The sequence below is a fragment of the Exiguobacterium sp. UBA6309 genome, from assembly GCF_002439205.1.
GTDB lineage: Bacteria > Bacillota > Bacilli > Exiguobacteriales > Exiguobacteriaceae > Exiguobacterium_A.
Genome location: NZ_DJTL01000020.1, coordinates 113,023 through 134,472, shown reverse-complemented (window position 1 = coordinate 134,472; position 21,450 = coordinate 113,023). Strand labels below are relative to the sequence as shown.

At 46.4% G+C, this 21,450-nt stretch carries 21 protein-coding genes; 7 read left to right on the top strand and 14 right to left on the bottom strand.

Features of this window, described 5'->3' with window-relative positions; genetic code table 11:
* The 3 genes from B3M90_RS06145 to B3M90_RS06135 form a co-directional block, all read right to left on the bottom strand.
* Nucleotides 1-389, bottom strand: a 389-nt coding sequence (locus B3M90_RS06145) for a hypothetical protein (protein ID WP_290782994.1), incomplete at its 3' end; no start/stop codon positions are given.
* Nucleotides 377-1,267, bottom strand: a complete 891-nt coding sequence (locus B3M90_RS06140; RefSeq protein ID WP_290782992.1) for an FAD:protein FMN transferase — start codon at nt 1,265-1,267, stop codon at nt 377-379. The genes B3M90_RS06140 and B3M90_RS06145, both read right to left, overlap by 13 nt.
* 11 nt (nt 1,268-1,278) lie before the next feature.
* A complete protein-coding gene (locus B3M90_RS06135) occupies nt 1,279-1,584 on the bottom strand; it encodes a hypothetical protein (RefSeq protein ID WP_290782990.1) in 306 nt (101 codons plus the stop codon).
* A gap of 101 nt (nt 1,585-1,685) precedes the next feature.
* Here B3M90_RS06135 and B3M90_RS06130 point away from each other — a divergent pair, with 101 nt between their 5' ends.
* The 3 genes from B3M90_RS06130 to B3M90_RS06120 all read left to right on the top strand — a co-directional run bounded on the left by B3M90_RS06130 (nt 1,686) and on the right by B3M90_RS06120 (nt 4,018).
* Entirely contained in the window at nt 1,686-2,363 is a 678-nt protein-coding gene (locus tag B3M90_RS06130) for a response regulator transcription factor (RefSeq protein WP_290782988.1), read from the top strand.
* Nucleotides 2,356-3,525, top strand: a complete 1,170-nt coding sequence (locus B3M90_RS06125) for a sensor histidine kinase (protein ID WP_290782985.1) — start codon at nt 2,356-2,358, stop codon at nt 3,523-3,525. Before B3M90_RS06130 ends, B3M90_RS06125 begins: the two co-directional genes overlap by 8 nt.
* Before the next feature lie 79 nt (nt 3,526-3,604).
* On the top strand, nt 3,605-4,018 hold the full coding sequence (locus tag B3M90_RS06120) for a DUF2231 domain-containing protein (RefSeq protein ID WP_023469748.1): 414 nt from the start codon (nt 3,605-3,607) through the stop codon (nt 4,016-4,018).
* 64 nt (nt 4,019-4,082) lie between these two features.
* Here the strand turns inward: B3M90_RS06120 and B3M90_RS06115 are convergent, their stop codons facing one another.
* The 5 genes from B3M90_RS06115 to B3M90_RS06095 all read right to left on the bottom strand — a co-directional run bounded on the left by B3M90_RS06115 (nt 4,083) and on the right by B3M90_RS06095 (nt 9,746).
* The gene (locus B3M90_RS06115) at nt 4,083-5,315 is read right to left on the bottom strand and encodes a DEAD/DEAH box helicase (protein ID WP_023469749.1); all 1,233 of its coding nucleotides are present in this window, start codon (nt 5,313-5,315) and stop codon (nt 4,083-4,085) included.
* Between the two features lie 104 nt (nt 5,316-5,419).
* Entirely contained in the window at nt 5,420-5,719 is a 300-nt protein-coding gene (locus B3M90_RS06110; RefSeq protein ID WP_035411945.1) for a DUF3817 domain-containing protein, read from the bottom strand.
* A gap of 78 nt (nt 5,720-5,797) precedes the next feature.
* Entirely contained in the window at nt 5,798-6,763 is a 966-nt protein-coding gene (locus tag B3M90_RS06105) for a ring-cleaving dioxygenase (protein WP_035411942.1), read from the bottom strand.
* Nucleotides 6,764-6,882: 119 nt separating this feature from the next.
* Nucleotides 6,883-7,083, bottom strand: coding sequence for a cold-shock protein (locus B3M90_RS06100; RefSeq protein WP_023469752.1), 201 nt, complete (start codon nt 7,081-7,083; stop codon nt 6,883-6,885).
* Nucleotides 7,084-7,358: 275 nt separating this feature from the next.
* The gene (locus tag B3M90_RS06095; protein ID WP_290782983.1) at nt 7,359-9,746 is read right to left on the bottom strand and encodes an immune inhibitor A domain-containing protein; all 2,388 of its coding nucleotides are present in this window, start codon (nt 9,744-9,746) and stop codon (nt 7,359-7,361) included.
* A 255-nt stretch (nt 9,747-10,001) separates the two neighbouring features.
* Here B3M90_RS06095 and B3M90_RS06090 point away from each other — a divergent pair, with 255 nt between their 5' ends.
* From B3M90_RS06090 to B3M90_RS06080, 3 genes are all read left to right on the top strand, one after another.
* The gene (locus B3M90_RS06090; RefSeq protein WP_290782981.1) at nt 10,002-11,489 is read left to right on the top strand and encodes an HD domain-containing phosphohydrolase; all 1,488 of its coding nucleotides are present in this window, start codon (nt 10,002-10,004) and stop codon (nt 11,487-11,489) included.
* Nucleotides 11,490-11,508: 19 nt separating this feature from the next.
* Nucleotides 11,509-11,940: a GyrI-like domain-containing protein gene (locus tag B3M90_RS06085; protein ID WP_214856605.1), complete on the top strand. Its 432-nt coding sequence runs from the start codon at nt 11,509-11,511 to the stop codon at nt 11,938-11,940.
* A 173-nt stretch (nt 11,941-12,113) separates the two neighbouring features.
* Nucleotides 12,114-13,610, top strand: coding sequence for a M4 family metallopeptidase (locus tag B3M90_RS06080; RefSeq protein ID WP_290782979.1), 1,497 nt, complete (start codon nt 12,114-12,116; stop codon nt 13,608-13,610).
* Nucleotides 13,611-13,716: 106 nt separating this feature from the next.
* Here B3M90_RS06080 and B3M90_RS06075 read toward each other — a convergent pair whose 3' ends face one another.
* The 4 genes from B3M90_RS06075 to B3M90_RS06060 all read right to left on the bottom strand — a co-directional run bounded on the left by B3M90_RS06075 (nt 13,717) and on the right by B3M90_RS06060 (nt 17,212).
* Nucleotides 13,717-14,577 carry a hypothetical protein gene (locus B3M90_RS06075; protein ID WP_290782978.1) on the bottom strand — a complete coding sequence of 287 codons (861 nt, stop codon included), beginning with the start codon at nt 14,575-14,577 and terminating at the stop codon, nt 13,717-13,719.
* Between the two features lie 67 nt (nt 14,578-14,644).
* On the bottom strand, nt 14,645-15,628 hold the full coding sequence (locus tag B3M90_RS06070; protein ID WP_290782977.1) for a YhdH/YhfP family quinone oxidoreductase: 984 nt from the start codon (nt 15,626-15,628) through the stop codon (nt 14,645-14,647).
* 254 nt (nt 15,629-15,882) lie between these two features.
* On the bottom strand, nt 15,883-16,389 hold the full coding sequence (locus B3M90_RS06065; protein WP_214856617.1) for a hypothetical protein: 507 nt from the start codon (nt 16,387-16,389) through the stop codon (nt 15,883-15,885).
* A gap of 49 nt (nt 16,390-16,438) precedes the next feature.
* Complete coding sequence (locus tag B3M90_RS06060; protein WP_290782976.1) at nt 16,439-17,212, bottom strand: hypothetical protein; 774 nt, start codon at nt 17,210-17,212, stop codon at nt 16,439-16,441.
* 139 nt (nt 17,213-17,351) lie between these two features.
* Between B3M90_RS06060 and B3M90_RS06055 the strand changes: the two genes are divergently transcribed.
* On the top strand, nt 17,352-18,989 hold the full coding sequence (locus B3M90_RS06055) for a glycosyl hydrolase family 28-related protein (protein ID WP_290782975.1): 1,638 nt from the start codon (nt 17,352-17,354) through the stop codon (nt 18,987-18,989).
* Between the two features lie 39 nt (nt 18,990-19,028).
* Here B3M90_RS06055 and B3M90_RS06050 read toward each other — a convergent pair whose 3' ends face one another.
* Together B3M90_RS06050 and B3M90_RS06045 are read right to left on the bottom strand one after the other, a co-directional pair.
* The gene (locus B3M90_RS06050) at nt 19,029-19,850 is read right to left on the bottom strand and encodes a DUF1028 domain-containing protein (protein WP_290782974.1); all 822 of its coding nucleotides are present in this window, start codon (nt 19,848-19,850) and stop codon (nt 19,029-19,031) included.
* A gap of 99 nt (nt 19,851-19,949) precedes the next feature.
* Complete coding sequence (locus tag B3M90_RS06045; RefSeq protein WP_069940101.1) at nt 19,950-21,353, bottom strand: YfcC family protein; 1,404 nt, start codon at nt 21,351-21,353, stop codon at nt 19,950-19,952.
* Nucleotides 21,354-21,450: the final 97 nt, after the last annotated feature.

The following is a 21,450-nucleotide window of genomic DNA, read 5'->3' as shown; positions in this document are numbered from 1 at the left end:
AGCCAGTGTGTCAATTTCCAAAGTGTCTTGCCTAACGTCTCCTTTAAGAAATCCGAAGTCACGAGAACGAATCCGAATAAGTAGAGACTGATCGTTCCAAATGCATTCCAAAGCGGTTCATAGGAAGCTTGTCCGGGAATCAAGACCTCGAAGATCGTCAGTGGTGCGTACGTATCGACGATGATGAGTGTCGCATGGAGGACGATTGCGAGCAATCCTGCCCAACCACTATATAAGTGCACGTGATGCAATCGTGCTTTTTGCTTTTTGAGAGCCGGGTAGGAACCAAGCAATCCTGCTAGGACAGAAATCGTCATGAAGAAGTGTCCGCTTAAGCCACTCAAGCGAATCATCGTCCATGTCGAGAACAACCATTTCATCCAGTCCATATCTCACTCACTCCTTTCTGTTCGCTTCGCCATTCTCCTGTAGTGTCTAAAATCAGTAATCGTCCTTTTGGAAACCAACGAAACAATTTTTCTTGACGTTCTGTCTCTGTCATCTGAAAGGCAAGCTTTGTCATGACTTCCGCTTCATAGAGTTGTGGCGCAGACGCCGTCGCTTGCAGAATCGGACTCCTCGTCGGATGCCCTGTTCGTCCATCCAATAAATGATGATGCGTCTGTCCGTCCGTCTTCCACGATCGATAGACACGGTTCGATGTCGCGACCGCGCCTTGTCGTAATTGCACATCAGCGACGCGTTGTTCGGTCTCGGGATGCGTAATTGTGATATTCCATGGTTCCTCATCGGACCAGACGATGACGTCACCTCCCGCTTCAATCAGTCCACGATTCCAGCTTTTTCGTAGGCGTTGTGCTGCAATCATCGCAGCAGCTCCTTTTCCGATGCCACCTAGGTCGATAAAACCGCCTCCAACTCGAGTCACGTCACATCCTTCAATGATGAATGGAGCGATTTCTGGTGGAGCCGTTTCTTCATAAGCGATGGCTTGCGTGAACGGAAACGATTGCCGGTAACCATTAGCTTGTTGTTGCGCCAGCAGGAATGGGGAAAAATAATGTTCCGTCTGTTCGAAGTATCGTGTAGCGCGGGCCAGCAAGCGGGCTAACGGTAAGGACACCGATAACGTGTCGCCAATCCGTAAGCGATTCAATCGACTGACCTCACTTTGATCATCAAAGCGTGACCACTGTCGATCGACGTAATGAAAGAAACGGATGAGTTCCTCCCACTCGGCTTCATCGATCGGCTGATCCGTCACGAACCGCACCTGATTATGCATCGCATACAATTGTCGCTCCATTTTCCTCCTCCTTACCTCGAATGACTGGACTGACCGTCACTCGACCCACCGGGTTGACTGAATCCAGACGATTCGTCGCCCTGCCATTGACCATCATCATCTTCGTAATATCCATCATCTTCTACATATTCGTCTTCATCATCGCTATATTGATTTCCTTGGGATGGTAATGTCGTATCATTCGAATACGTATCGCCTGTCGAAACAGGTGTCGTCGAGGAATCGCTCGAACTGACACTCAACTGACCAATCGCAAGTCCGATGAAGACGGAACTACTAAGCCCGACGAGCCATTTCGCAAATGGTTTTGGTTTCATCTGTTTCCTCTCCCTTCTTGTTACGTTTACTGTATCGAAAAAAACTGACAACTAACTGACGGCAACTATGGGATAATGAGAAAAAAAGAGGAGCGATGTGCATGCGCGTTTTGGTAGCAGAAGATGATCAGCGTCTTGCGAAGATGTTACGCCTCCATTTGGAGCGGGCAGGATATCAGGTAGATGTTGCACGGGATGGAGTGGAGGCGCTCCTCCAATGTCAGACGTATCGCTATGACTTACTCGTTCTCGATTGGATGATGCCTCGCAAGAGCGGAGTCGAAGTCGCCGCTACCTTACGCCAAGAACAGTTTGAAGGCGGCATCTTGATGCTGACTGCTCGCGATACGGAAATTGATCTCGTCCATGGTCTTGATAGTGGAGCAGATGACTATCTCGTCAAACCGTTTCAATCAAATGAACTTTTGGCACGACTGCGCGCGCTCAGTCGTCGTCAACAAAAGGCATTCGTGTCGACGGTCACCTTCAATGGACTAGTCCTTGATCTGTCCTCACAAACGATTTCCTATGAACACTATCCGATTGATTTAACACGACGTGAATTCGAATTCCTTTCTTTGCTCCTAAGACGACCTGAACAGGTGATGAGTCGCGAATTAATCATCGAAGTCGTCTGGGGCATCGGTGCGGATATTACGGATAACGCGCTCGATGCGCTCGTCCGACTTGTTCGAAAAAAATTAGATGCGGTCGGTGCTCCTAATTTGATCCGGACAGTTCGCGGATTCGGTTATCGATTAGGTGATCCACATGCTTGACTCGATTCGAAAACGACTGACGTTATTATTCAGTGGTTCGTTCTTTCTTGTACTAGTCCTCATCCTGATCGGAGTGTATGTCACGAACGCTCAATTGCTGAATCGAATGGAATTGAATCAATTGAAGGGCATATCTGATCGAGATATCTTCGAACGGATCGAGCACGGAGAAGATCAATTCATCCAAAATCCGATCTACTTTCAGTTACTCGATGATTCAGGAAACGAACGCTATGAAAGTCTGCCGCCAGACGTCGAGTCCAAAACACTGCGTCGTTTTTTAAGGTCAGATGATACGACGAAACAAGTGGACTGGGATGATCGACACTTCTTACTGTATCAACGGGGTACCGAAGAAGGACGACTACTGCTGATGAAGGACATCTCTCCGACAGAAGATACCTTACAGCGATTGATTGCCGTTCTTGCGGGGATTGCGGTTCTCGCAACGATTGTCCTGACACTAGTCGGATACATTCTTGCTGGTCGAGCCGTCATTCCGGTGCAACAAGCATTCGATCGCCAACGTCGTTTTACGTCCGATGCTTCACATGAACTACGGACACCTCTGACAATCGTCTATAGCGGAATTGAATTGCTAGAAGCGGAATCACTTTCGAATGAAGGGCGTACGATTCTAGAGGACATTAAAGCAGAAACGGCAGGCATGCAGTATTTAGTCTCTGATTTATTATTACTTGCGCGAGAAGGACAAACTTCACCGAAACAGGAAGTTGATCTTAGTTCACTCGTCCAAAAGACTGTCGAACGTTTTCAGCATGCCTACTCGGATCGTGTCATCCATGCTTCGATTGCGCCTAACTTACGCATGAAAGGGGATGCCCATCAATTGAACCGCTTATTGACGGTCTTTCTTGAGAATGCTCTCGTCTACAGTGATGACGTCATTGATGTCTCCCTCGAAGAAACTACTACAGAACGCCAGTTGATGATACAGGACCGTGGAATCGGTATCGCTTCCGATCAACAAACTAAAATATTCGAGCGTTTTTACCGGGGGGATCATTCACGACACGGAACAGGTACGGGCCTCGGCTTATCGATTGCTCAATCGATTGTCGATCAACATAGCGGTACGATTTCTATTGATTCAACATTAGGTGAGGGCACACGGTTCATCATTCATTTCCCCACTCCTTAAAACGATGTCAGTTAACTGTCAGATAAGCAGGGTAAAGTGAAATTATGCTTTACCATACTTATCCAAGGAGGTTTTTGATATGTTGGGGAACGTACCGCTTCATCCACTTCTTGTCCATGCACCGATTGCACTTTTATTATTTGCGACGATCCTATTACTCATCAGTCTGAAGTGGACACAATTCAAACTGTTTGCCCTTTTTACGCTAGTCGTCGGTCTGATTTCTGGAGTTGCTGCCTATTTGTCTGGAGACGGGGCAGAGGAGTATGCGGAAGCGAACTTAAGCAGCGTTACCCATGCTGCCATCGAAAATCATGAGCATTTCGCGTTGTTCAGTCTTGTTGCCTTTGGTGTCTCGCTGTTATTTTTGTTATTGGGTTACCGCTCAAACAAAAAAATGTTTTTATTACTCAGTTTTGTCGTTGCCATCGTCGGTAGTGGATTACTTGCTTATACCGGTCATCTTGGTGGTCAGATGGTATATGCTAAATAAAAAAGAGCCGGTTCATTTTCTCTTTTTCAGAGAAAATGGACCGGCTCTTTTATCTTGTTTCTGTTTATTTACGATGTGCGCGTCCCGGGCGACGGTTATTCGAACGACGTGTGTTTCCACGTCCTTCTGTCGTCTTCCGTGATCCTTTACTCTGGTCGTGCTGTGCGCGAATCGCCTCTTCAGACAATTCGACGACGATTGGCGTGACCGAGATGTTCAATTCACGTTCCATATCACGGAACGTCCGACCATCTTTCGGCGTCACGATCGAGACGGCAATTCCATCGTTCCCAGCACGTCCTGTCCGACCGATCCGGTGAACATAACTTTCGGCATCGTCCGGTAAATCGTAGTTGAAGACGTGTGTCACACCTGTCACATCGAGTCCACGCGAAGCGACGTCTGTTGCAATCAGGAATTGTGTTTTTCCTTGATAGAACTTCGCCATTGCCTTTTCTCGTTTCCCTTGCGTCAACCCACCATGCAGTTCATCCGTCGGATACCCTTGCATCTGCATTTCTTCGTTTAATTTACTGACACGACGTTGCGTACGGCAGAAAATGATGGCTGCATATGGACGCATCTCGTCAAGCATCGTCCGTAGTGTCGCCTGCTTGCGACGATCCGTCGTCTCGACGACGAACTGCTCGATCGCTTCTACAGTGATGCTTTCCGCTTCTACCTGTACTTCGACTGGGTTACGCAAATACGTTTTCGCGAGTTCCTCTACTTTAGGTGGCATCGTTGCTGATAACATGACGAACTGGCGATCAACAGGTGCCGCCTCGATGATATCTTCAATTTCTGGCAAGAAACCGATTTGAAGCATTTGGTCCGCCTCATCTAAGACGAGTGTACGTAATTCGCTTAAGTCTAGTGTGCCGCGACCGACATGATCGAGAATCCGCCCTGGTGTTCCGATGATGATTTGTGGCATCCGTCCGAGTCGTTGAATCTGTTTAAAAACGTCTTGTCCGCCATATACTGCGAGAGCACGGTACTGTTCCGTATTGCGAATCAGCTTATGGGTCTCATCTGCGATTTGACGCGCGAGTTCGCGAGTCGGTGCGACGATCAATGCTTGGACCGTTTGCGATTCGACATCGATTTGCTCAAGAATCGGTAAGAGGAACGCTAGTGTCTTTCCTGTTCCGGTTTGCGCCTGTCCAATCAAGTCGCGTCCGTCAAGTAATGATGGAATCGCCTGTTCTTGAATCGGTGTCGGCTCCTTAATGCCTTGTTTTTGTAATTTTTTTATCCACAGATCACTGATGTGTAATGTTTCAAATGTTGACATAATATATCCTCCTAAAAATTATCCACAGAAAAAAGCTGTGGATAACCTGCTTCGCATAGACAAAAACAGTTATCCACAGCCGTGCTCTATTCAGTATACACAATTTACGCGTTTGTTGCTTCCTGTTTTAACTTCCGATCGAGTATGAACGTGCCGAACGGGATGAATGATGCGATGAACGCAATCCCCGCCTTGATGATCGACCAATCGTATTTGAATTTCACAACGGCGAGCCAGATCGCGTACATGACGAATAAGACACCGTGAAGTGCACCAACGACCGAAACTGCTTGTGGAATGTCCGCCATATATTTCAACGGCATCGCAATCAACAGTAAGACTAAAAACGAAATTCCTTCTAATATCGCAATCATCCGGAATTGCCCAAGCGTAGTTCTTAACATCCCGTCACTCCTTTTTCCTGATTCCTGCTCTTAGTATACGGGATGGACGATCCATCTGTGACCTGTGTCACAGGATTGTCAGATTTCGAGTGGTCGTAACCGAGCTTCGATGGCAGCTCGTTTTGGCTCAAGAAACGGAGGTAACGCAAGTGTCTCCCCTAATGTTTCAACCGACTCATCCGTCGCAAATCCTGGTGTATCTGTCGAGAGTTCAAATAAGATATGATTCGGTTCCCGGAAGTAAAGGGCTTGGAAATAGTGACGATCGACTTTACCGGAGTTCGGTAAGTGATAAGCATTCAGACGTTCGACCCACTTCTCGTACTCCTCACTATTCGGTACACGGAACGCGACATGGTGCACACCACCACGACCTAAACGTTCCCGATCAAGGTCTGGACGCGCTTCGACGTGGACTTCTGCTCCGATTCCCCCTTCTCCTGTCGCATAGACTTCGATTGGAGCAAAGTCACCTGCTAGTGAAGGATAGCGACCAACGTTCCGGAAACCCATCACTTCCGTCAGCACGCGGACCGTTAGTGTCGGATCGTTAACCGTCAATGTCACGGCTCCAAGTCCAACGATGGCATGTTCAGAAGGAATCTCTTCTTGCGGCCATGGGACACCGCCTGCGACACCTACTTCGCCATCTTCCGCGACAAGAATCAAACGCGTTCCTTCCTGATCACGAAACGCCAGTGTCTGTCGTCCAGCACGCTCAATGATTTCGTCATGCTCAACGTCCTTTTCCTCAAACCGTTTTTTCCAAAATTGAAGAGCGGCTGTTGTTTTGACACGAAGAGATGTCGAAGAAATACTCGATGCTCCTGGTACACCCGTTCCAAGATGTGGAATATCGAAAAACGTCAAATCTGTTCCAGGATTCCCTTCCGCATCTCCATAAAACAAATGATACGATGTCGTGTCATCTTGATTTACTGTCTTTTTAATCAAACGCATTCCGAGTACTTTCGTATAAAATTGATAATTTCGCTCTGCCATGCCTGTTAAGATTGATACATGATGAATTCCAAGTAGCTCCATCTTCGTCACTCCCTGTAAATGATTTGGTAATTGAAGTATAACGCACTAATATCTTGAATTCAAGATATTAGTCTAATAAAAAACCGCCCCTCCGAAAAGGGACGATTGAATAGTTGAAATTAAAGTTTTACGACGTTAGCAGCTTGTGCTCCACGTGCGCCTTCAGTGATTTCGAACTCAACTTCTTGACCTTCGTCAAGAGTTTTGAAGCCTTCACCAGTGATTGCTGAGAAATGTACGAATACGTCTTCTCCGCCTTCAACTTCGATGAAACCGAAACCTTTTTCTGCGTTAAACCATTTTACTTTACCTGTGTTCATGGGAACAACCTCCAAAAATAAATTACTTAATACATATGCTGGGCATATGAAAAGAATTCATTATTGTCCCGAAATACATGGAGCAACGAAAAGATTGTTCGTGACACGATGTGAATCCGTAATGACAATAACAATATTAAGCTAACGTAAGTATAGAATGGATGCGCTTTAAAAGTCAAGTTGTCAGACCAATGTTTTTCCAATTGATTCCACTTCTTCTACATAACTAAAATAAAAAAACAGGTTCAGCCGAAACTGAACCTGTTCTCCTGTTTTTAACGGTGGATCCAGACTGCTCCAGCAGAGTTGTCTTTCGCTTCACCGATGACTTGAATCTTCAGCCCGTTGTTCGGAAGCAATTTTCCTGCGTCCGGAATCAACTGGTTGATGTAAGATTTTGAATCATCAAACTTCGTCACACCTGGGAGACCTTTGTAGTCGTATGTTCCACGTGATGGCGAATCGATGAGCCATGCAGGTGCTTTATCGTAGCTGAACGCAGCATCTGCGATTTGGTAACGTGTGCTTCCTGTCGTGACCGGCTTACCGTTAAGTGTTCCAACGATTGCTTCAGGGTGCGAGTCAACGACTCCGAGGAATCCTTCACCTGGGTGTACACCAACCCAGTTATCGTTGAAGCTTGAATCACCATACCAGACGACAAGACCTGTGTTGTACTTAACGCCGCGTGCATGCTCGAGTGCTTTATCCGAGCCTGCATAGTTACGCCATTCGAGGTAATACGCGTTATCCGCATAAGAGAAACCGTCTGAAGCAACGAAACCATCTAGAGTGAACTTAGGAGTACCCTCTGCATCATCTTCAAAGACGACTTTACCGTCAACTGTCAACTTCGCGTTATCAAGTGCAAATCCGTCTAGTGCAAGTCCACCATCTGTCACGTATTCAAATTTCAACGTGACTTTTTTACCAGCAAATTCGCTCAGGTCATATGATTTATCGACCCATGCGCCTTTTGTTGATTCAGCACGTTGATCACCATCTGTATCTTGATCGCCAATCGTGTCAATGACTTTCGATTGACCGTCAGCAGTAGCTGTGACTGTCAAGTAATCGTAGTTGAATTCAACATCGTAAAAGGCTTTGAAGTCGAACTTCGCTTCTTTTGCATTCGTCAAATCGAACTCTGGTGAAGTCATTGACGTATGAAGATCATCACCTTTCGTACTGTAGTAATACTTCTTACCGTAAGCCGGCGTGATACCTTTCACCGGTTTTTTCGGTAGATTTACTTTGATGATTCCTGGATTTTTTGATTTCGTTACGCTTTGGTCGAGGTACGATGCCGTCCCCGCCTTAGTGAGCGAATCAAAATCAATCTGTTGGATGTTCGCCCAGTTTCCACCCATCACGTTTTGGAAGAACTCTTTGTTTTGTGGCGAGAAACTTGTTGGTTCTGTTCCAGCAACTTTACCATTCCAGCTACCACCACTCATGATGGACCATGAAGCGACCGGTTCACCTTGACCTGTGTACTGTGTATCGTACTCATCAGGAAGTCCAAGATCATGACCAAATTCGTGCGCGAAGACGCCGACTGCGCCATCTTCTGGTTGAACCGTGTAATCATAAGCAGCCATTTTTCCGCCCCAGTAATTGACGCTTGCCGTCGTATCCGCTACAGGATATACGCTACCAAGTGTCCAGCGGTGTGACCAGATCGCGTCGTCACCGAGCTTACCGCCACCTGCTTCTTGTCCTGTACCCGCATGAATGATCATCAAGTGATCGACGAGACCGTCTGGCTCATTCAAGTTGCCATCGCCGTCCATATCGTACTGGTCGAACTTATCGTAATCTGCTAAATTAATGCCGGCTTTAACAGCAGCATTCAGGGAATCCTTGACGAGACCACGTGGTCCTTTTGCGCCAGGAAGGTTATCATTCCCACTCACAGGACTGTCAGCACCATAATCTTTAGCTGTTCCTGGAACAGTCAACCAATTGGACACCGTACCATCTACCGAATAACTACCACCTGATTGTTCTTCATAGAACTGTTTGAACGTTTTTACTTTGTCTCCGTTGAAGAGTTCGAACTCTTGATCACCAAACATTAAGTCTTGATAATGTTTTTGGTTGAAGTCATTCGAATACATATATCCAGGCTCCTGCACGACGTTATTATGCTTGAAGTCGCTATATTCGACGAGAAGAACGAGGACTTTATCCGTCCGTGTTGCTCCGTTATAGGCAGCCTGTTTCGCTTTATCAACTTTGACGAAGCCATTCGGATTGCCTTTTTTATAGTTGTCATGCTTTTTCTTTAATTGTTTAGCCAATTGATCTTTCTGTTTCGATAAGAAATCTTTTGTTTTCTTATCGAATGCGGCTTCTTTACTTGATTCATGATGATCATGATCGGCTGCCGGTTTCCCATTCGCCTTTTTATCAAGATACTTTTGAACGGCTTGTTGCTTCGTCGCGGCTGAAGCTGCTTTTGAAATGACCCCACGTTTTTCAAGCACTTTGACTAAACGATCCTGATCGACCGTATTTAAGTCCATTGGTGCACCAGAGGCTGCTTTTTCTGCTGCTTGTACGGATTTTACCTGCCCACCAGGTAAGACCGGACCGACAGCAAAAGCAGCTGCCGTAATTCCAGACAGTACGGCTAAGCTAAGCTGTTTCTTTTTTCCCACGTGAATTGACCCCCTATGTAGTAGTGAAAAGTAAAAGATTAATATACTTTTCTGAATATTCAAATCTTAGTTTATTTTACTTCCTTAATCAATCTTTTCTAAGATAATTAGTGCTTTATGACCATACCTATTTTTGAGTATTAATTTCAAAAGTTTTTCAAAAGATTCTTTCACCTTTTTTTCAAAAAAACATCCTTCCACCGTTTTAGAAAACGGTACGCTGAAAGCACTCTAACTCACTAAAGGGAGGATATAATGAGCGCTTTACAACGTTTTGAACGCCACTTACTAAGAAACTATCTGCTCGGTTCATTCATCGCGGTGTTCGGCGTCGGGTGTCTGTTTATTTTTGAGACCCTTACCTTCACGAGGAATGAACAGTTGATTTTAATGGGTATCATGGGTTTATCTGTCAGTCTGATGTTCTTACTCGAATATATGATTTATTCTCGGCACATCGGTGCCTTACGACGCTTCTTCCAAAACGAGATTCCTTCACTCGCCTCTTTCCAAGAGGCTTATCAAACGACCCATTACTTTCCGGTTCTGACTGTTCAACGCATCATGGGACCACACTTCTTAGGTCTCTCAGTTCCCGCATCACTCCTGACAGCACTCGCAATCTCTCAAGAGTGGTTAAAGATGCCGTACTACTTGATTGGTCTCGCCTGTTTTGGTGCTGTTCTCGTCGCGATTTTACACGGTCTGATTGAATTTTTTCTAACCTACCGCGTTACGGAGCATATGCTCCTCACGTTAGAGAAGTATGCCTTCGAACATGGCTTTGATGTTCCAAGAAAAACGACGGTCGTCACGTTAAAGCAAAAAATGCTGATCAGCACATTGATTATCGGTGTTTTTCCGATCATGCTGTTCGTGCTCGCCTCAGCCGTTCAATTAACGGAAAATGAAAGCCTCCGCTCTTATTGGAGCTGGTCGACGCTTATTTTAATCGTCATCTTATCCGTCGCGACGTTTTGTAGTCTTCTTCTTTATGAGAACATTCGAAAACCGATTGCGATTCTTCAACAAGGCATTCAAGATGTTGAAAACAATCGTCTCGTCTCGTTACCGAATCCGTATTCTGATGAATTCTCGCACCTCGTCTCTGGTTTTAACCTGATGATGGAAGGAATCAAAAAACGCGATGAACAAAATGAGCAATTGCTGGACAGTCTGTTTACGTTATTTGCCGCAACACTTGATGCCCGCGATCCTTATACGGCAGGACACTCGCTTCGTGTCGCTGCTTATTCAGTGGAAATCGCTACGGCTGCCAACCTGCCGTATGAACAAATCGAGCTATTACGCAAATCAGCACTATTGCACGATATCGGAAAAATCGGCATTCGCGACGATGTGTTATTAAAAGAAGGTCGCCTGACTGACGAAGAATTCCAGATCATTCAGCAACACCCCGTCATCGGTGTGCATATTCTATCCCAAGTTCAGCTCCCAAAGACGTTACAACCAATTCTTCCTGGGGTAAAGTACCATCACGAACGCTATGACGGAAAGGGGTATCCGGAAGGACTCGCAGGAGAGGACATTCCACTCTTCGGTCGGATCATGGCGATTGCTGATGCCTATGATGCGATGACATCCGACCGTCCTTATCGTAAGGGAATGCCAGTGGAAAAAGCTTTATCCATCTTAGAAGAGGGCATGGGTACGCAATGGGACGCCACCTTTACGCATCTTTTTCTAGACTTGAAACGTTCGCCGATTGAAGACGTGTCGTAAATACGGAAAGGAGTTTCTCATGCATCCTAAAATCGTGGAACGTCATGAATTTTATTTTGTTGGTCTTGGACTGACATGTGAAGAAAACGAACTGCATACGTTGATGCCGGAACTCTGGCGTGAATTTTCAAGACGCTCACATGAGATTCCTGCAAAACCAGATAGCTATCCGCTCGATATCTCACTCGAACGAAACGGAACCAAATACTCGCAATGTGTCGGATATCCTGTCTCGTCACTTGACGATATTCCAAAAGGAATGAAAGGTCACCGGATTCCTGCTGCTCGTTATGTCTTTTGGAAACATGAAGGACCGGATATTGAAATTTGGAAGTCCTTCGAAAAAATTCAGCGCTTTGCCTCGAAACAAGGGATTGAACTTGATCCTAATGACTTTAAGATTGATGAGACTCGGGACGATGTCCACCATCTCTACCAACGGATTCGTTGAACCATTCGCTTGAATGGTTCTTTTTTTGCGTTGAAATATCTTTCATACTTAATAATTCAGTACAGGTACTACGGACTATATTCAGAAAATTCGATTTAATTCGAATGACTTATTCTCGCTTTTTTAATTCTTTGGCATAGTTAGACTCAACCCAAACAAGGAGGCGATTTATTTTGAAAAAGTTTCTCGCTACATCGCTTGTCGCAAGTGTACTTGTCGTTCCTACGGTCGTAGGTGCAGAAGGTCTTCAAGCTGGTAAACTCACGAAAGCTTCGTCAGAACCAGCTGCAACGATCGTTAAAGATTTCGTGAACAAAAAAGGTGACTTTGCTGTTCAGAACGTCGAAAAAGACGGATCTTCACAGATCGTACGTCTCCAACAAGAAGTGGATGGCGTCCCTGTCTTTGGTAGTGTCGTCGTCGGGAACGTCGCGAAAGACGGTACTTTGAAAGCAGTCGTAAACGATGCGATCAACGTCAAAGGAAAACCAGGTCTCGCGAAAAAAGCAACGCTCTCTGAAAAGAAAGCCATCAAACTTTATCAAAAAGCAATCAAGGCTTCTGAATTCGAAGTCGCTCCAAAAGCAGAACTCGTCATCTATCCAGTAAAAGATGATGCTGTCTATGCATACAAAGTGACATCGACGGTCCTCGCAGGCAAAGAGCCATCACGCTGGACATACTTCATCGATGCAAACTCAGGTAAAGTACTTAACAAGTTCGACCAACTCGCTCACGCAACAGGTACGACAGTACTTGGCACAAGCGCAACGTTCAACACGACGTTGAGTGCTGGGAAATACTATCTTCAAGATACGACGCGTGGAAAAGGTGTCTACACATACGACGCGAAAAACCGGACATCACTCCCGGGAACACTCTGGGCAGATGCAGATAACGTCTTCAACGCGACATATGACCGCGCTGCTGTCAGTGCACACGTCAACGCTGCAAAAACATATGACTTCTATAAGAACACATATGGTCGTAACAGTTACGACAACGCTGGTGCACGCTTGAACTCAACGGTCCACTATTCAACGAACTACAATAACGCATTCTGGGATGGCACGAAGATGGTCTATGGTGACGGAGATGGCACGACATTCGTCGCACTTTCAGGCGCACTTGACGTCGTCGCTCACGAATTGACACACGCTGTCACAGAATACACAGCTGGTCTCGTGTACCAAAACGAATCTGGTGCGATCAACGAAGCCGTCTCAGATATCATGGGTACAGTAGCTGAGTATACAGTCGGATCGAACTTCGACTGGCTCGTAGGAGAAGACATCTACACACCTGGAGTCAGTGGTGACGCACTCCGTTCGATGTCGAACCCAGCTGCTTACGGTGATCCAGATCACTACTCTAAACGTTACACAGGTACACAAGATAACGGTGGTGTCCACATCAACTCTGGTATCATCAACAAAGCCGCTTACCTCCTCGGTAACGGTGGAACGTTCTACAACGTATCTGTCACAGGAATCGGCGTGCCGAAACTCGGTGCGATCTACTACCGTGCTCTCAACGTGTACTTGACTCCGAACTCGAACTTCAGCTCACTCCGTGCAGCAGTCGTTCAATCGGCGAAAGACCTTTACGGTTCAACAAGTGCAGAAGCAACAGCTGCAGCGAAATCATTTGATGCAGTAGGCGTCTACTAAGAAAATCTCCTCCCAAAGGATTTTCATATTTCCTCCCGAGTGTCGGACTCGGGAGGTTTTTTGCGCAAAAAAAGACGAATTCGCTTGAAGCAAATCCGCCGTTCATTCATTCTTGTCCAGGATCACGCGCAAGACGTAAACGCATCTTTCCGTTATCCGGGAACACTTTTAGTTGTAAGGATTCTCCCTCGTACCACGTACCATAGCTCGTATCGACGACGGGTTCACCCAGTGTCGATAATCCACCAGTCGAAGCATTCGTCCAGTCAATCGCTTCAATGATTCCATCCGAGACGACGAGCAGATATCCAGCATTCGAGAAGTAATACGTATTGACCGCGTCCTGTTGCGTATTACCAACAGTACCATATTTTGCTTCGAAGTCAGCAATTGGTTTTCCGAGATACTGCTCCGGCTTATCAATCGGTTGGTTGGCAACTGCTTGCGAGAGTGCCGTAAGGACTGCTTTATCTGATGTTCCTTTTGGTGCTTCTAATCGGACATCGGTCTCAGGCAAATACCCTTCGATACTATCGTTGAGTTTCAAGTGGACCATTCCGTCTTTTGCATCCAATACCTCATAGACATCACCTAAATCTGCTTTATAGATGACACTACTTCGGCTTGCATCGCGATAGACGTTCGCGAACGGACGTGTCACCCAAGCTGCTTGCGCATACTCTGCCGCCTTTTTCTTTGATTTCTTCTTCTCTTTTTTCGCTTCTTTTGGATCCTTTGTCGAGGCTGTCTCTTTCTTCGACTTTTCGTTTTTCGTTGCTTGATCCGTCGTTTTCGGCTTCTCAAGCGTCGATGTTGCTTGAGAGGCATCGTTATTCGTCAACATATACAACCAGCCACCTACGATGAATAGCGTTGCTAAAATACCGCCAAACGCAATCCCTCGGCGATTGCGTTTCTGTTTCCGTCGTTCTTGTCGAGACTGTCGTTCCTGTTGGTGTTCACTCATGTATGGTTCCTCCTGAAAAGTCGACACAGTTTTTCCCCACTATACCACCAATGTTTACTCGAAATATTTAAATTTCGATGACAGTTCGACCACGGTGACGAGAAGTCAGCAGAGCTTCTGCGATTTTAGGTAAGTCGTTCAGTGTTTTGACGTCGACTTCTGGTTCAAGATCGACGCGCCACTCATCCGCCAGCCGTTGCCATAAGATCTCTCGATATGCAATTGGTGTTTGTACCGCATCGATTCCAATCAAACGAATGCCACGCAGGATGAAGGGATAGACTGTCAGCGTCATCTCTGCCCCACCGACGTTACCACACGTCGTCACGACACCACCATATTGCACGAAGCGAATGACGGACGCGAGCAATGGTCCCCCTACCGTATCAATGACACCTGCATACGTTCCTTTTTTTAATGGACGGTCTGTTTCTTCTAAGAACGTAATGCGGTCTAATACCTCCGCCACACCTTTTTTAAGTAATCGTTCTTGTTCTACTCGTTTCCCGGTTACGGCGTGTACTGTATAGCCTAATCGAATCAGTAAGGCGATCGCAATCGTACCGACACCTCCTGTCGCTCCAGTCACAAGGATGGGGCCTGTCTCCTTGGAGACAATTCGTGACAGTTCATCGACTGATTGCGCCGCTGTCAATCCTGCCGTTCCATGCCGCATCGCTTCTAATGGACGAATGGATTCTGGAAGTGGCGTCACCCAATCGGCTGGTACGCGTATGTATTCTTGAAATCCGCCCGAGGTATTCATTCCAAAATCAAAGCCATTGACGACGACCGCTTGACCGGTTTGAAACCGTGCATCTGTCGTTTGTTCGATATATCCTGCTGCGTCAACGCCTGGTGTGTGCGGATAGGATTTCGTCACCCCTCGATTACCCGACATCGATAAGGCATCCTTATAATTGACACAGGAATGCGTGACACGAATTAAGACGTCTCCTTCCGGTAAATCATCGACTTGTTTCGCCTCAACCTTCCCTTCATAGTTCCCATCCACCTCTCGTACGACGAATGCTGAAAAAGTGTGTTTCATGATGTCTCTCCTTTCTCTTGTGCTTCTCTATACCCTGTTGTTTCCATCGACACACTAAAAATCCCTGTCGTTTCTCAAAGAAACGACAGGGAGCGGGGACGGAAAAAACATCAGCGTTCCATAGGTGGTCAAAGGTAACAGGTCAGTCTGTCAATGGTTCATGGTCATCGGTTTGCCGTCGCCATCTCTTCTCCACAGAGGAAAATTGAGGTCCGTCCCCTCTCCTTGACGTGGAGTCTCACCACGTCAAGGAGTTACATATAACGTCCACCATCAAAGTCAATTGTCGTTTGATAGTTCGCGGCATTGATCGCATTCGATACTTTGTGTGCTTGCCGTTCCACTTCCTCCGCTTTTAAGCGATAGGCATCTGGATCGAATAAGGCATGACGAATGATCGTCGTCCCTTCAAATCCGTATTGGAACTCGCGTTTTGGTCGACTTGCGAGCATCTGATAATTTTGTGCCTTTGCCCGCAATTGGGTCGCCCACTCGATTGCTTCGACGAGCGGCATTTCTCCTTCATCCGTCACGATGACAGTTTCTAGATTCGCCGCGTAGACGAGACGATCCAAGACTCGCATATCATGACGCACGATGTCCATGGCGGATTCGACGTCGGTTAAGCTCCGGCCTTGTTGCGCGGGGAGTGCTTCTCCCTTTTCTAAATCAATGAACGCTACGCGCTCCATCTCTTCAATCAGCTGATCAAGCTGTTTCCTCAAAATACTCTTTAATTTCACGGCATCTGCTAGGTACATCATCAACTCCCCTTTCCTATTCCATTTACGTCATTCCTTTAAAAAGGTTTCAATCAAACTGATGGACGAAAGCTCCAAATTCCCCCTGAATCGTTTGCTTGTCCATCTCCGATATTGTAGTAGCTCTGTCTGTATAGCGTTCTAAGAGATAGGCTTTTATTAGGACATGTGACGGTTGGAATCCGATACGCACGCACCATTCCTGAAGTGTTTCTGTGTCATGTCGTCGTAAGCGGGTCGGGAGTATGTGATTGAACTGGATGAGTTGTTTACGAATCCAGGCATCTGGCACATCGATTTGTTTCTCGATCGAAATATAATCGTTGTCTGAAGACTGCAACGGGATATCAGTTCTTATCCATACTTCATCTTGTTTCTTAATCTTTCGGCGTTTCCACCAAACGATATAGCCTATTGCGATTAGAAGGAGAACAAGCAGAGGTGTAAATACCACCGACGAGGAGGATTTCCCCTTTTCATTCGTACCTCGCTTAGCGTTTTCAACCCCTACAACGATGAGCTTATTCTTTTTCTTTTTCGGTTTGAGGTCTTTCTGCTTCTTCGGCTTTTCATTCGTGTCCCAAACACGTAAATCTTCGTCATTCTTCGTCTGCTTTTTCGGCAACCACGAAAGAAACGGAATATTTAACAGCTTGCCGTTTCTATTGCAGTTTGGTTTACACGATCCGTTCGTTTCGACTCCTGACATCTTTATCGCTTGTGGCTTCAATGCTTGAACAGCCGCTTCCGTCAGCGGCTTACTGATCCCTAATAGCAGCAAAATCAGTCCGATACCCATTATGAGTCGTTTGCGAAGTGACATCAGAAGCCCCCTTTTCAACATCCATTATAATCCAACTGTATAGTTTTAGTGTATTTTTATGGATGTCATAAAACGAGGAATGATTGTGCAAGGAGAGGGGAAAAGGTAGACAGACCTATTCAGAGAGGGGAACCATTTCATGTTGAAACTCGATCACACGCATGATCCGTATCAAAATGCGGCGTTGATTCAGGAATACGTTGAAACGTCAACCAACGAACAAGCAGTTCGACAAGCGGAACAACTGCTACACGATAGTCCATTCGTCGCACCAAGACGCAATCCTAACCTCAGTCGAACACTTCGTTCGATGATTTCGCCATTATTTTTGACGAACCGTGATAAACATATTTTACCGCTGACACCAGCTTTCGTAACGCCACACGATGAGATTCGACCGAGTTGGTTCGGGCGTCTCAATCATGAGTTCGAACGTTTGATCAGTGAAGTCGAAATCGTTGATATCACTTCCTATGGTGCGGTCGGTGATGGACAGACAGATGATACACAAGCGTTCATCGAAGCGCTCGGTGATGGACATCGACAAGTCCATGTTCCAGCCGGTACGTACATCGTTCGAGGAATTCGTTTACCTAGTTATACGATTTTAACGGGAGCTGGCAAAGGGAAAACGATTATAAAGATGCACGATGACGCACCTAAAGGTCGACGTCTTGTGACGAACCAAAATTATCTCCTTGGCAATCATCACCTGCTTGTTGAGAAAATGACGCTTGATTGGAATATCAAACGAATCGGTGACGCAAAGAAAAGTAGCACATGGGGCAATCACTCCAGTTGTCTCACATACGCACATGTCACCTATGGTTGGGTCTTTGATGTCGAAGCTGTCAATCCAGGACTCCATTGTTTTGATATCTCGACACCGTATTACAATTACAACGGGGACGGTGCTCGAGCGAACTTAAGTAGTTCATTCATCTGGTTCGATGGATTAACCGGTTACGGGTTCGGAGACGACGGGATCACGACGCATCATAGTGACCATCTCTTCATCTCGAACTGCTTCATGCATGACCCAAGTGGACGTGCCCATGCAGAAGGCTTCTCTAATTCAAATGGAATCGAAATCGATGATGGATCACGCGATGTCTGGTTATTCAATAACGCAACAAGTCGTTGTTTCGGTGGACTCGAAATCAAAGCGCATGCGACCTCTTCTGCTGCCTCAACCGTTAAAATCGTTGGTCATTTATCAATTGATGACCACCGTGCCTTTAATTTTCGCCATATCGGGCATCATCAAGCAAGTGATCCAACGTCTCAGACGGCTTACAATATCATCGCAACACGCTTGATTGCTCAGACTCCTCAATATACGGAGCTATATACGAATTCAAAACCGCGCGCACTCGTCGTTTCCGCTTATCGTAATGTCGTCATTCATGATTTCACGGTGCTAGGTGATCCGTATTATGACTACCAAGAACAGCCAATGATCGGAATACAATATAAGGCGCGCAACGTTACGATCAGTCAGTTAAAAATGAGTGGATTTCGCCACGCAAAAACGGATATTCAAATCTTTGGTGGAGAAAACGGAGCTGAGGATGTACGCCTTCGGGATATCCGGATCGAGGATTCTGCCAAACACGGGATTACGATCGGTCCTGACATCAATCGCGTTAAGTTAACGAATGTGGCACTAAAAGGAGATGGGACGGTTGGCTTGAATGCTAAATCGGAACCGGAAATGGAACGGTTCATCGCGACCGGATTTAAAGTACCGATTCGTGCTCAGTCGACGCAAGCATGAACAAAACGACAGGATGGACTGTGGTCCATCCTGTCGTTTTCATTGGGATCGAATGTACGCGAGGACACGTGTATCAATCGCACGATCCGCTTGTTCGCGCATCTCAAAGTTTTCCGTATGAAGATATGTCCGGAGCGCTTCTTCGAAATCACCGCGATAGCCAAGTGTCAATAATTTATCCATCAACTCCGACTCTAACGCATCATCGATGGGCTTGATTTCTTCCGGCTTACTCGGTTGTAGGTAAAGTGTGTGCAATTGATAGATGCGTTCGAGTTCTTCAATTGGATTCGGGTGATCATCAACACGTAGATCAATATAGCGATCGTTGAATCCACCGTACCCGCCACCTTCCTTGACGACGAGCAGTGCTGCTGACTGCATTCCGCGTGAGTCCCCGCCTGCTGCTTGACCAGCTGCTAACGCACGCAACAAACGTTCTGCAAGCGGACCTTGCGTTGATTCAAAGACCCGTGCCATCTCTTTCACCGTATTACCGTCTACTAGGATATTTCCTTGCGCTGCAAAGTGTTTCCCGGCAATACCGCCTGCCCAGTCGTTACATCCCTCTCCCGTGAATGTCGCACTCTTGCCATTCGCATCGATGATCCCGACCTGGCGATCCGCTCGTCCTTCATCTGCTTCCGTCAATCGACGAAGCACTTCGTCCGCTGAAGCGCCTTGTTCGATCATCTGCAACCCTTCAGGACCATACGTCGTGTTTGCAAACGACTGTGTCGCTACCGCACCCACTCCTGCCTTCGCAAACGGAACAGCACTCCCGACCGCTAAAAACTTCGACTGAACGGCAACGCCCCATGCTTGTTCTTTTTCACAATACCCAACGATTGAATATGTCACTTCAGTTCCCCCTTTAGTCATTACCTATTCCGTTCGTGATAACGCTTCCCGATTCCTGCAACTGAAAAACCTTCCAGACACATGTCCGGAAGGTCGACTTCATTGAATACCAAGTGTCACAGCGAGTAATAAGGCAGCACATGCCAAGGCAATCCAAATCGCGAAAAGTTTCCAAACGAAGCGTAACCATTTCTCATACGGAATGCCTGCAATCGCGAGAAACGCCATCAAATGTGCGCTCGTCGGGAAAATCATGTTCGTCAATCCATCCCCATATTGGAATGCCAAGACAGCCACTTGACGCTCGATTCCTAATAAATCGGACAATGGTGCCATGATGGGCATCGTCGTCGCCGCTTGTCCACTTCCCGATGGAATGAAGAAATTCGTAATCAATTGCACGGCGTACATCCCGATGACGGCAAAGAACGTCGGTAAATGTCCTACGGCATTCGATAAGCCGTAAATGACCGTGTCAATGACACGACCTTCTTCAAGAATGACGACAATCGCACGAGCAAAGCCAACGATCAATGCACCGAACGTCACGGCTTTCGCCCCGTCAATCAAACTCTCGAACGTACCGTTCACACCAAGCGTAACGATTCCCGCAATCATCCCGATGATCAAGAAGGATGCGGTTAATTCCGTCAAATACCAGCCCCACTCAAAGATTCCGATCACATTGAGCGTGATCCCACCGATTAAAACCAGTAAGACGAAAGCATGACGTTTCGAAAAGCGCGAAATCGTCGTCGCTGCTTCTTCCGAACGACGTTGTTCGAGATCATAAACAAGACTGCGCGCCGGATCATGTTTGACTTTCCGTGCGTAGTTCATGACATAAAGAATTGTCACCGCTAAAAATACGATATACACAGCCGTTCGATACCCGAGACCACTAAAGAGCGGTACTTCCGCAATTGATTGAGCGACACCTACCGTAAACGGATTCAGCATCCCGCCAGCAAAACCAACCGCCGCTCCTAAACTAACGATTGCAGCTCCTGTCATCGCATCATATCCAAGGGCACGCGCTAACATGATCCCAATCGGCACGAAGATGATCGTTTCCTCTGCCATACCAATCGTTGCTCCGGCAATCGAAAAGACGAACATCGTCATCGGAATCATGATGTGCCCTTTTTGACCAAATCGACGGATTAATTGATTGATTCCCGCTTCAATAGCACCGGTTTGACGAATGATACCGAAGACACCGCCAACTAAGAAAATGTAAAAAATGATCGCAGCACCCGCTTCCATGCCTTGCGGAATTGCTTCAAATAAACCAAAGAGATTGACAGGCGCAGACTCTACCGCGCGATATGTACCATCGATGACGACAGTCTGTCCGTCTTGCTTTTCACGATCGAATTGTCCTGCTGGAAGTGTATACGTCAAGATGACTGAGATGATGAGAATTGCCATGATAATGGCGTAAGTATGAGGCATCTTGAAGAATGATCGCTTCGACCCTGGTGCATTCGTTCGTTCATTCATGATAAAAGCCTCCTTTTTGTGTCTTTATAAGAATAATGCCCTAATCAGGGAAAAACTAACAGTTTCAATGAAATGTCATATGATTGTAAAAGAAAAG

Bases quoted from the DNA above. Each gene is read 5' to 3' on its own strand.
- B3M90_RS06130 (WP_290782988.1), top strand. From the start codon at position 1,686: ATGCGCGTTTTGGTAGCAGAAGATGATCAGCGTCTTGCGAAGATGTTA.
- B3M90_RS06115 (WP_023469749.1), bottom strand. From the start codon at position 5,315: ATGTCAACATTTGAAACATTACACATCAGTGATCTGTGGATAAAAAAA.
- B3M90_RS06110 (WP_035411945.1), bottom strand. From the start codon at position 5,719: ATGTTAAGAACTACGCTTGGGCAATTCCGGATGATTGCGATATTAGAA.
- B3M90_RS06055 (WP_290782975.1), top strand. From the start codon at position 17,352: ATGTTGAAACTCGATCACACGCATGATCCGTATCAAAATGCGGCGTTG.
- B3M90_RS06085 (WP_214856605.1), top strand. From the start codon at position 11,509: ATGCATCCTAAAATCGTGGAACGTCATGAATTTTATTTTGTTGGTCTT.
- B3M90_RS06075 (WP_290782978.1), bottom strand. From the start codon at position 14,577: ATGAGTGAACACCAACAGGAACGACAGTCTCGACAAGAACGACGGAAA.
- B3M90_RS06045 (WP_069940101.1), bottom strand. From the start codon at position 21,353: ATGAATGAACGAACGAATGCACCAGGGTCGAAGCGATCATTCTTCAAG.
- B3M90_RS06065 (WP_214856617.1), bottom strand. From the start codon at position 16,389: ATGTACCTAGCAGATGCCGTGAAATTAAAGAGTATTTTGAGGAAACAG.
- B3M90_RS06140 (WP_290782992.1), bottom strand. From the start codon at position 1,267: ATGGAGCGACAATTGTATGCGATGCATAATCAGGTGCGGTTCGTGACG.
- B3M90_RS06135 (WP_290782990.1), bottom strand. From the start codon at position 1,584: ATGAAACCAAAACCATTTGCGAAATGGCTCGTCGGGCTTAGTAGTTCC.
- B3M90_RS06070 (WP_290782977.1), bottom strand. From the start codon at position 15,628: ATGAAACACACTTTTTCAGCATTCGTCGTACGAGAGGTGGATGGGAAC.
- B3M90_RS06060 (WP_290782976.1), bottom strand. From the start codon at position 17,212: ATGTCACTTCGCAAACGACTCATAATGGGTATCGGACTGATTTTGCTG.
- B3M90_RS06120 (WP_023469748.1), top strand. From the start codon at position 3,605: ATGTTGGGGAACGTACCGCTTCATCCACTTCTTGTCCATGCACCGATT.
- B3M90_RS06090 (WP_290782981.1), top strand. From the start codon at position 10,002: ATGAGCGCTTTACAACGTTTTGAACGCCACTTACTAAGAAACTATCTG.
- B3M90_RS06100 (WP_023469752.1), bottom strand. From the start codon at position 7,083: ATGAACACAGGTAAAGTAAAATGGTTTAACGCAGAAAAAGGTTTCGGT.
- B3M90_RS06105 (WP_035411942.1), bottom strand. From the start codon at position 6,763: ATGGAGCTACTTGGAATTCATCATGTATCAATCTTAACAGGCATGGCA.
- B3M90_RS06125 (WP_290782985.1), top strand. From the start codon at position 2,356: ATGCTTGACTCGATTCGAAAACGACTGACGTTATTATTCAGTGGTTCG.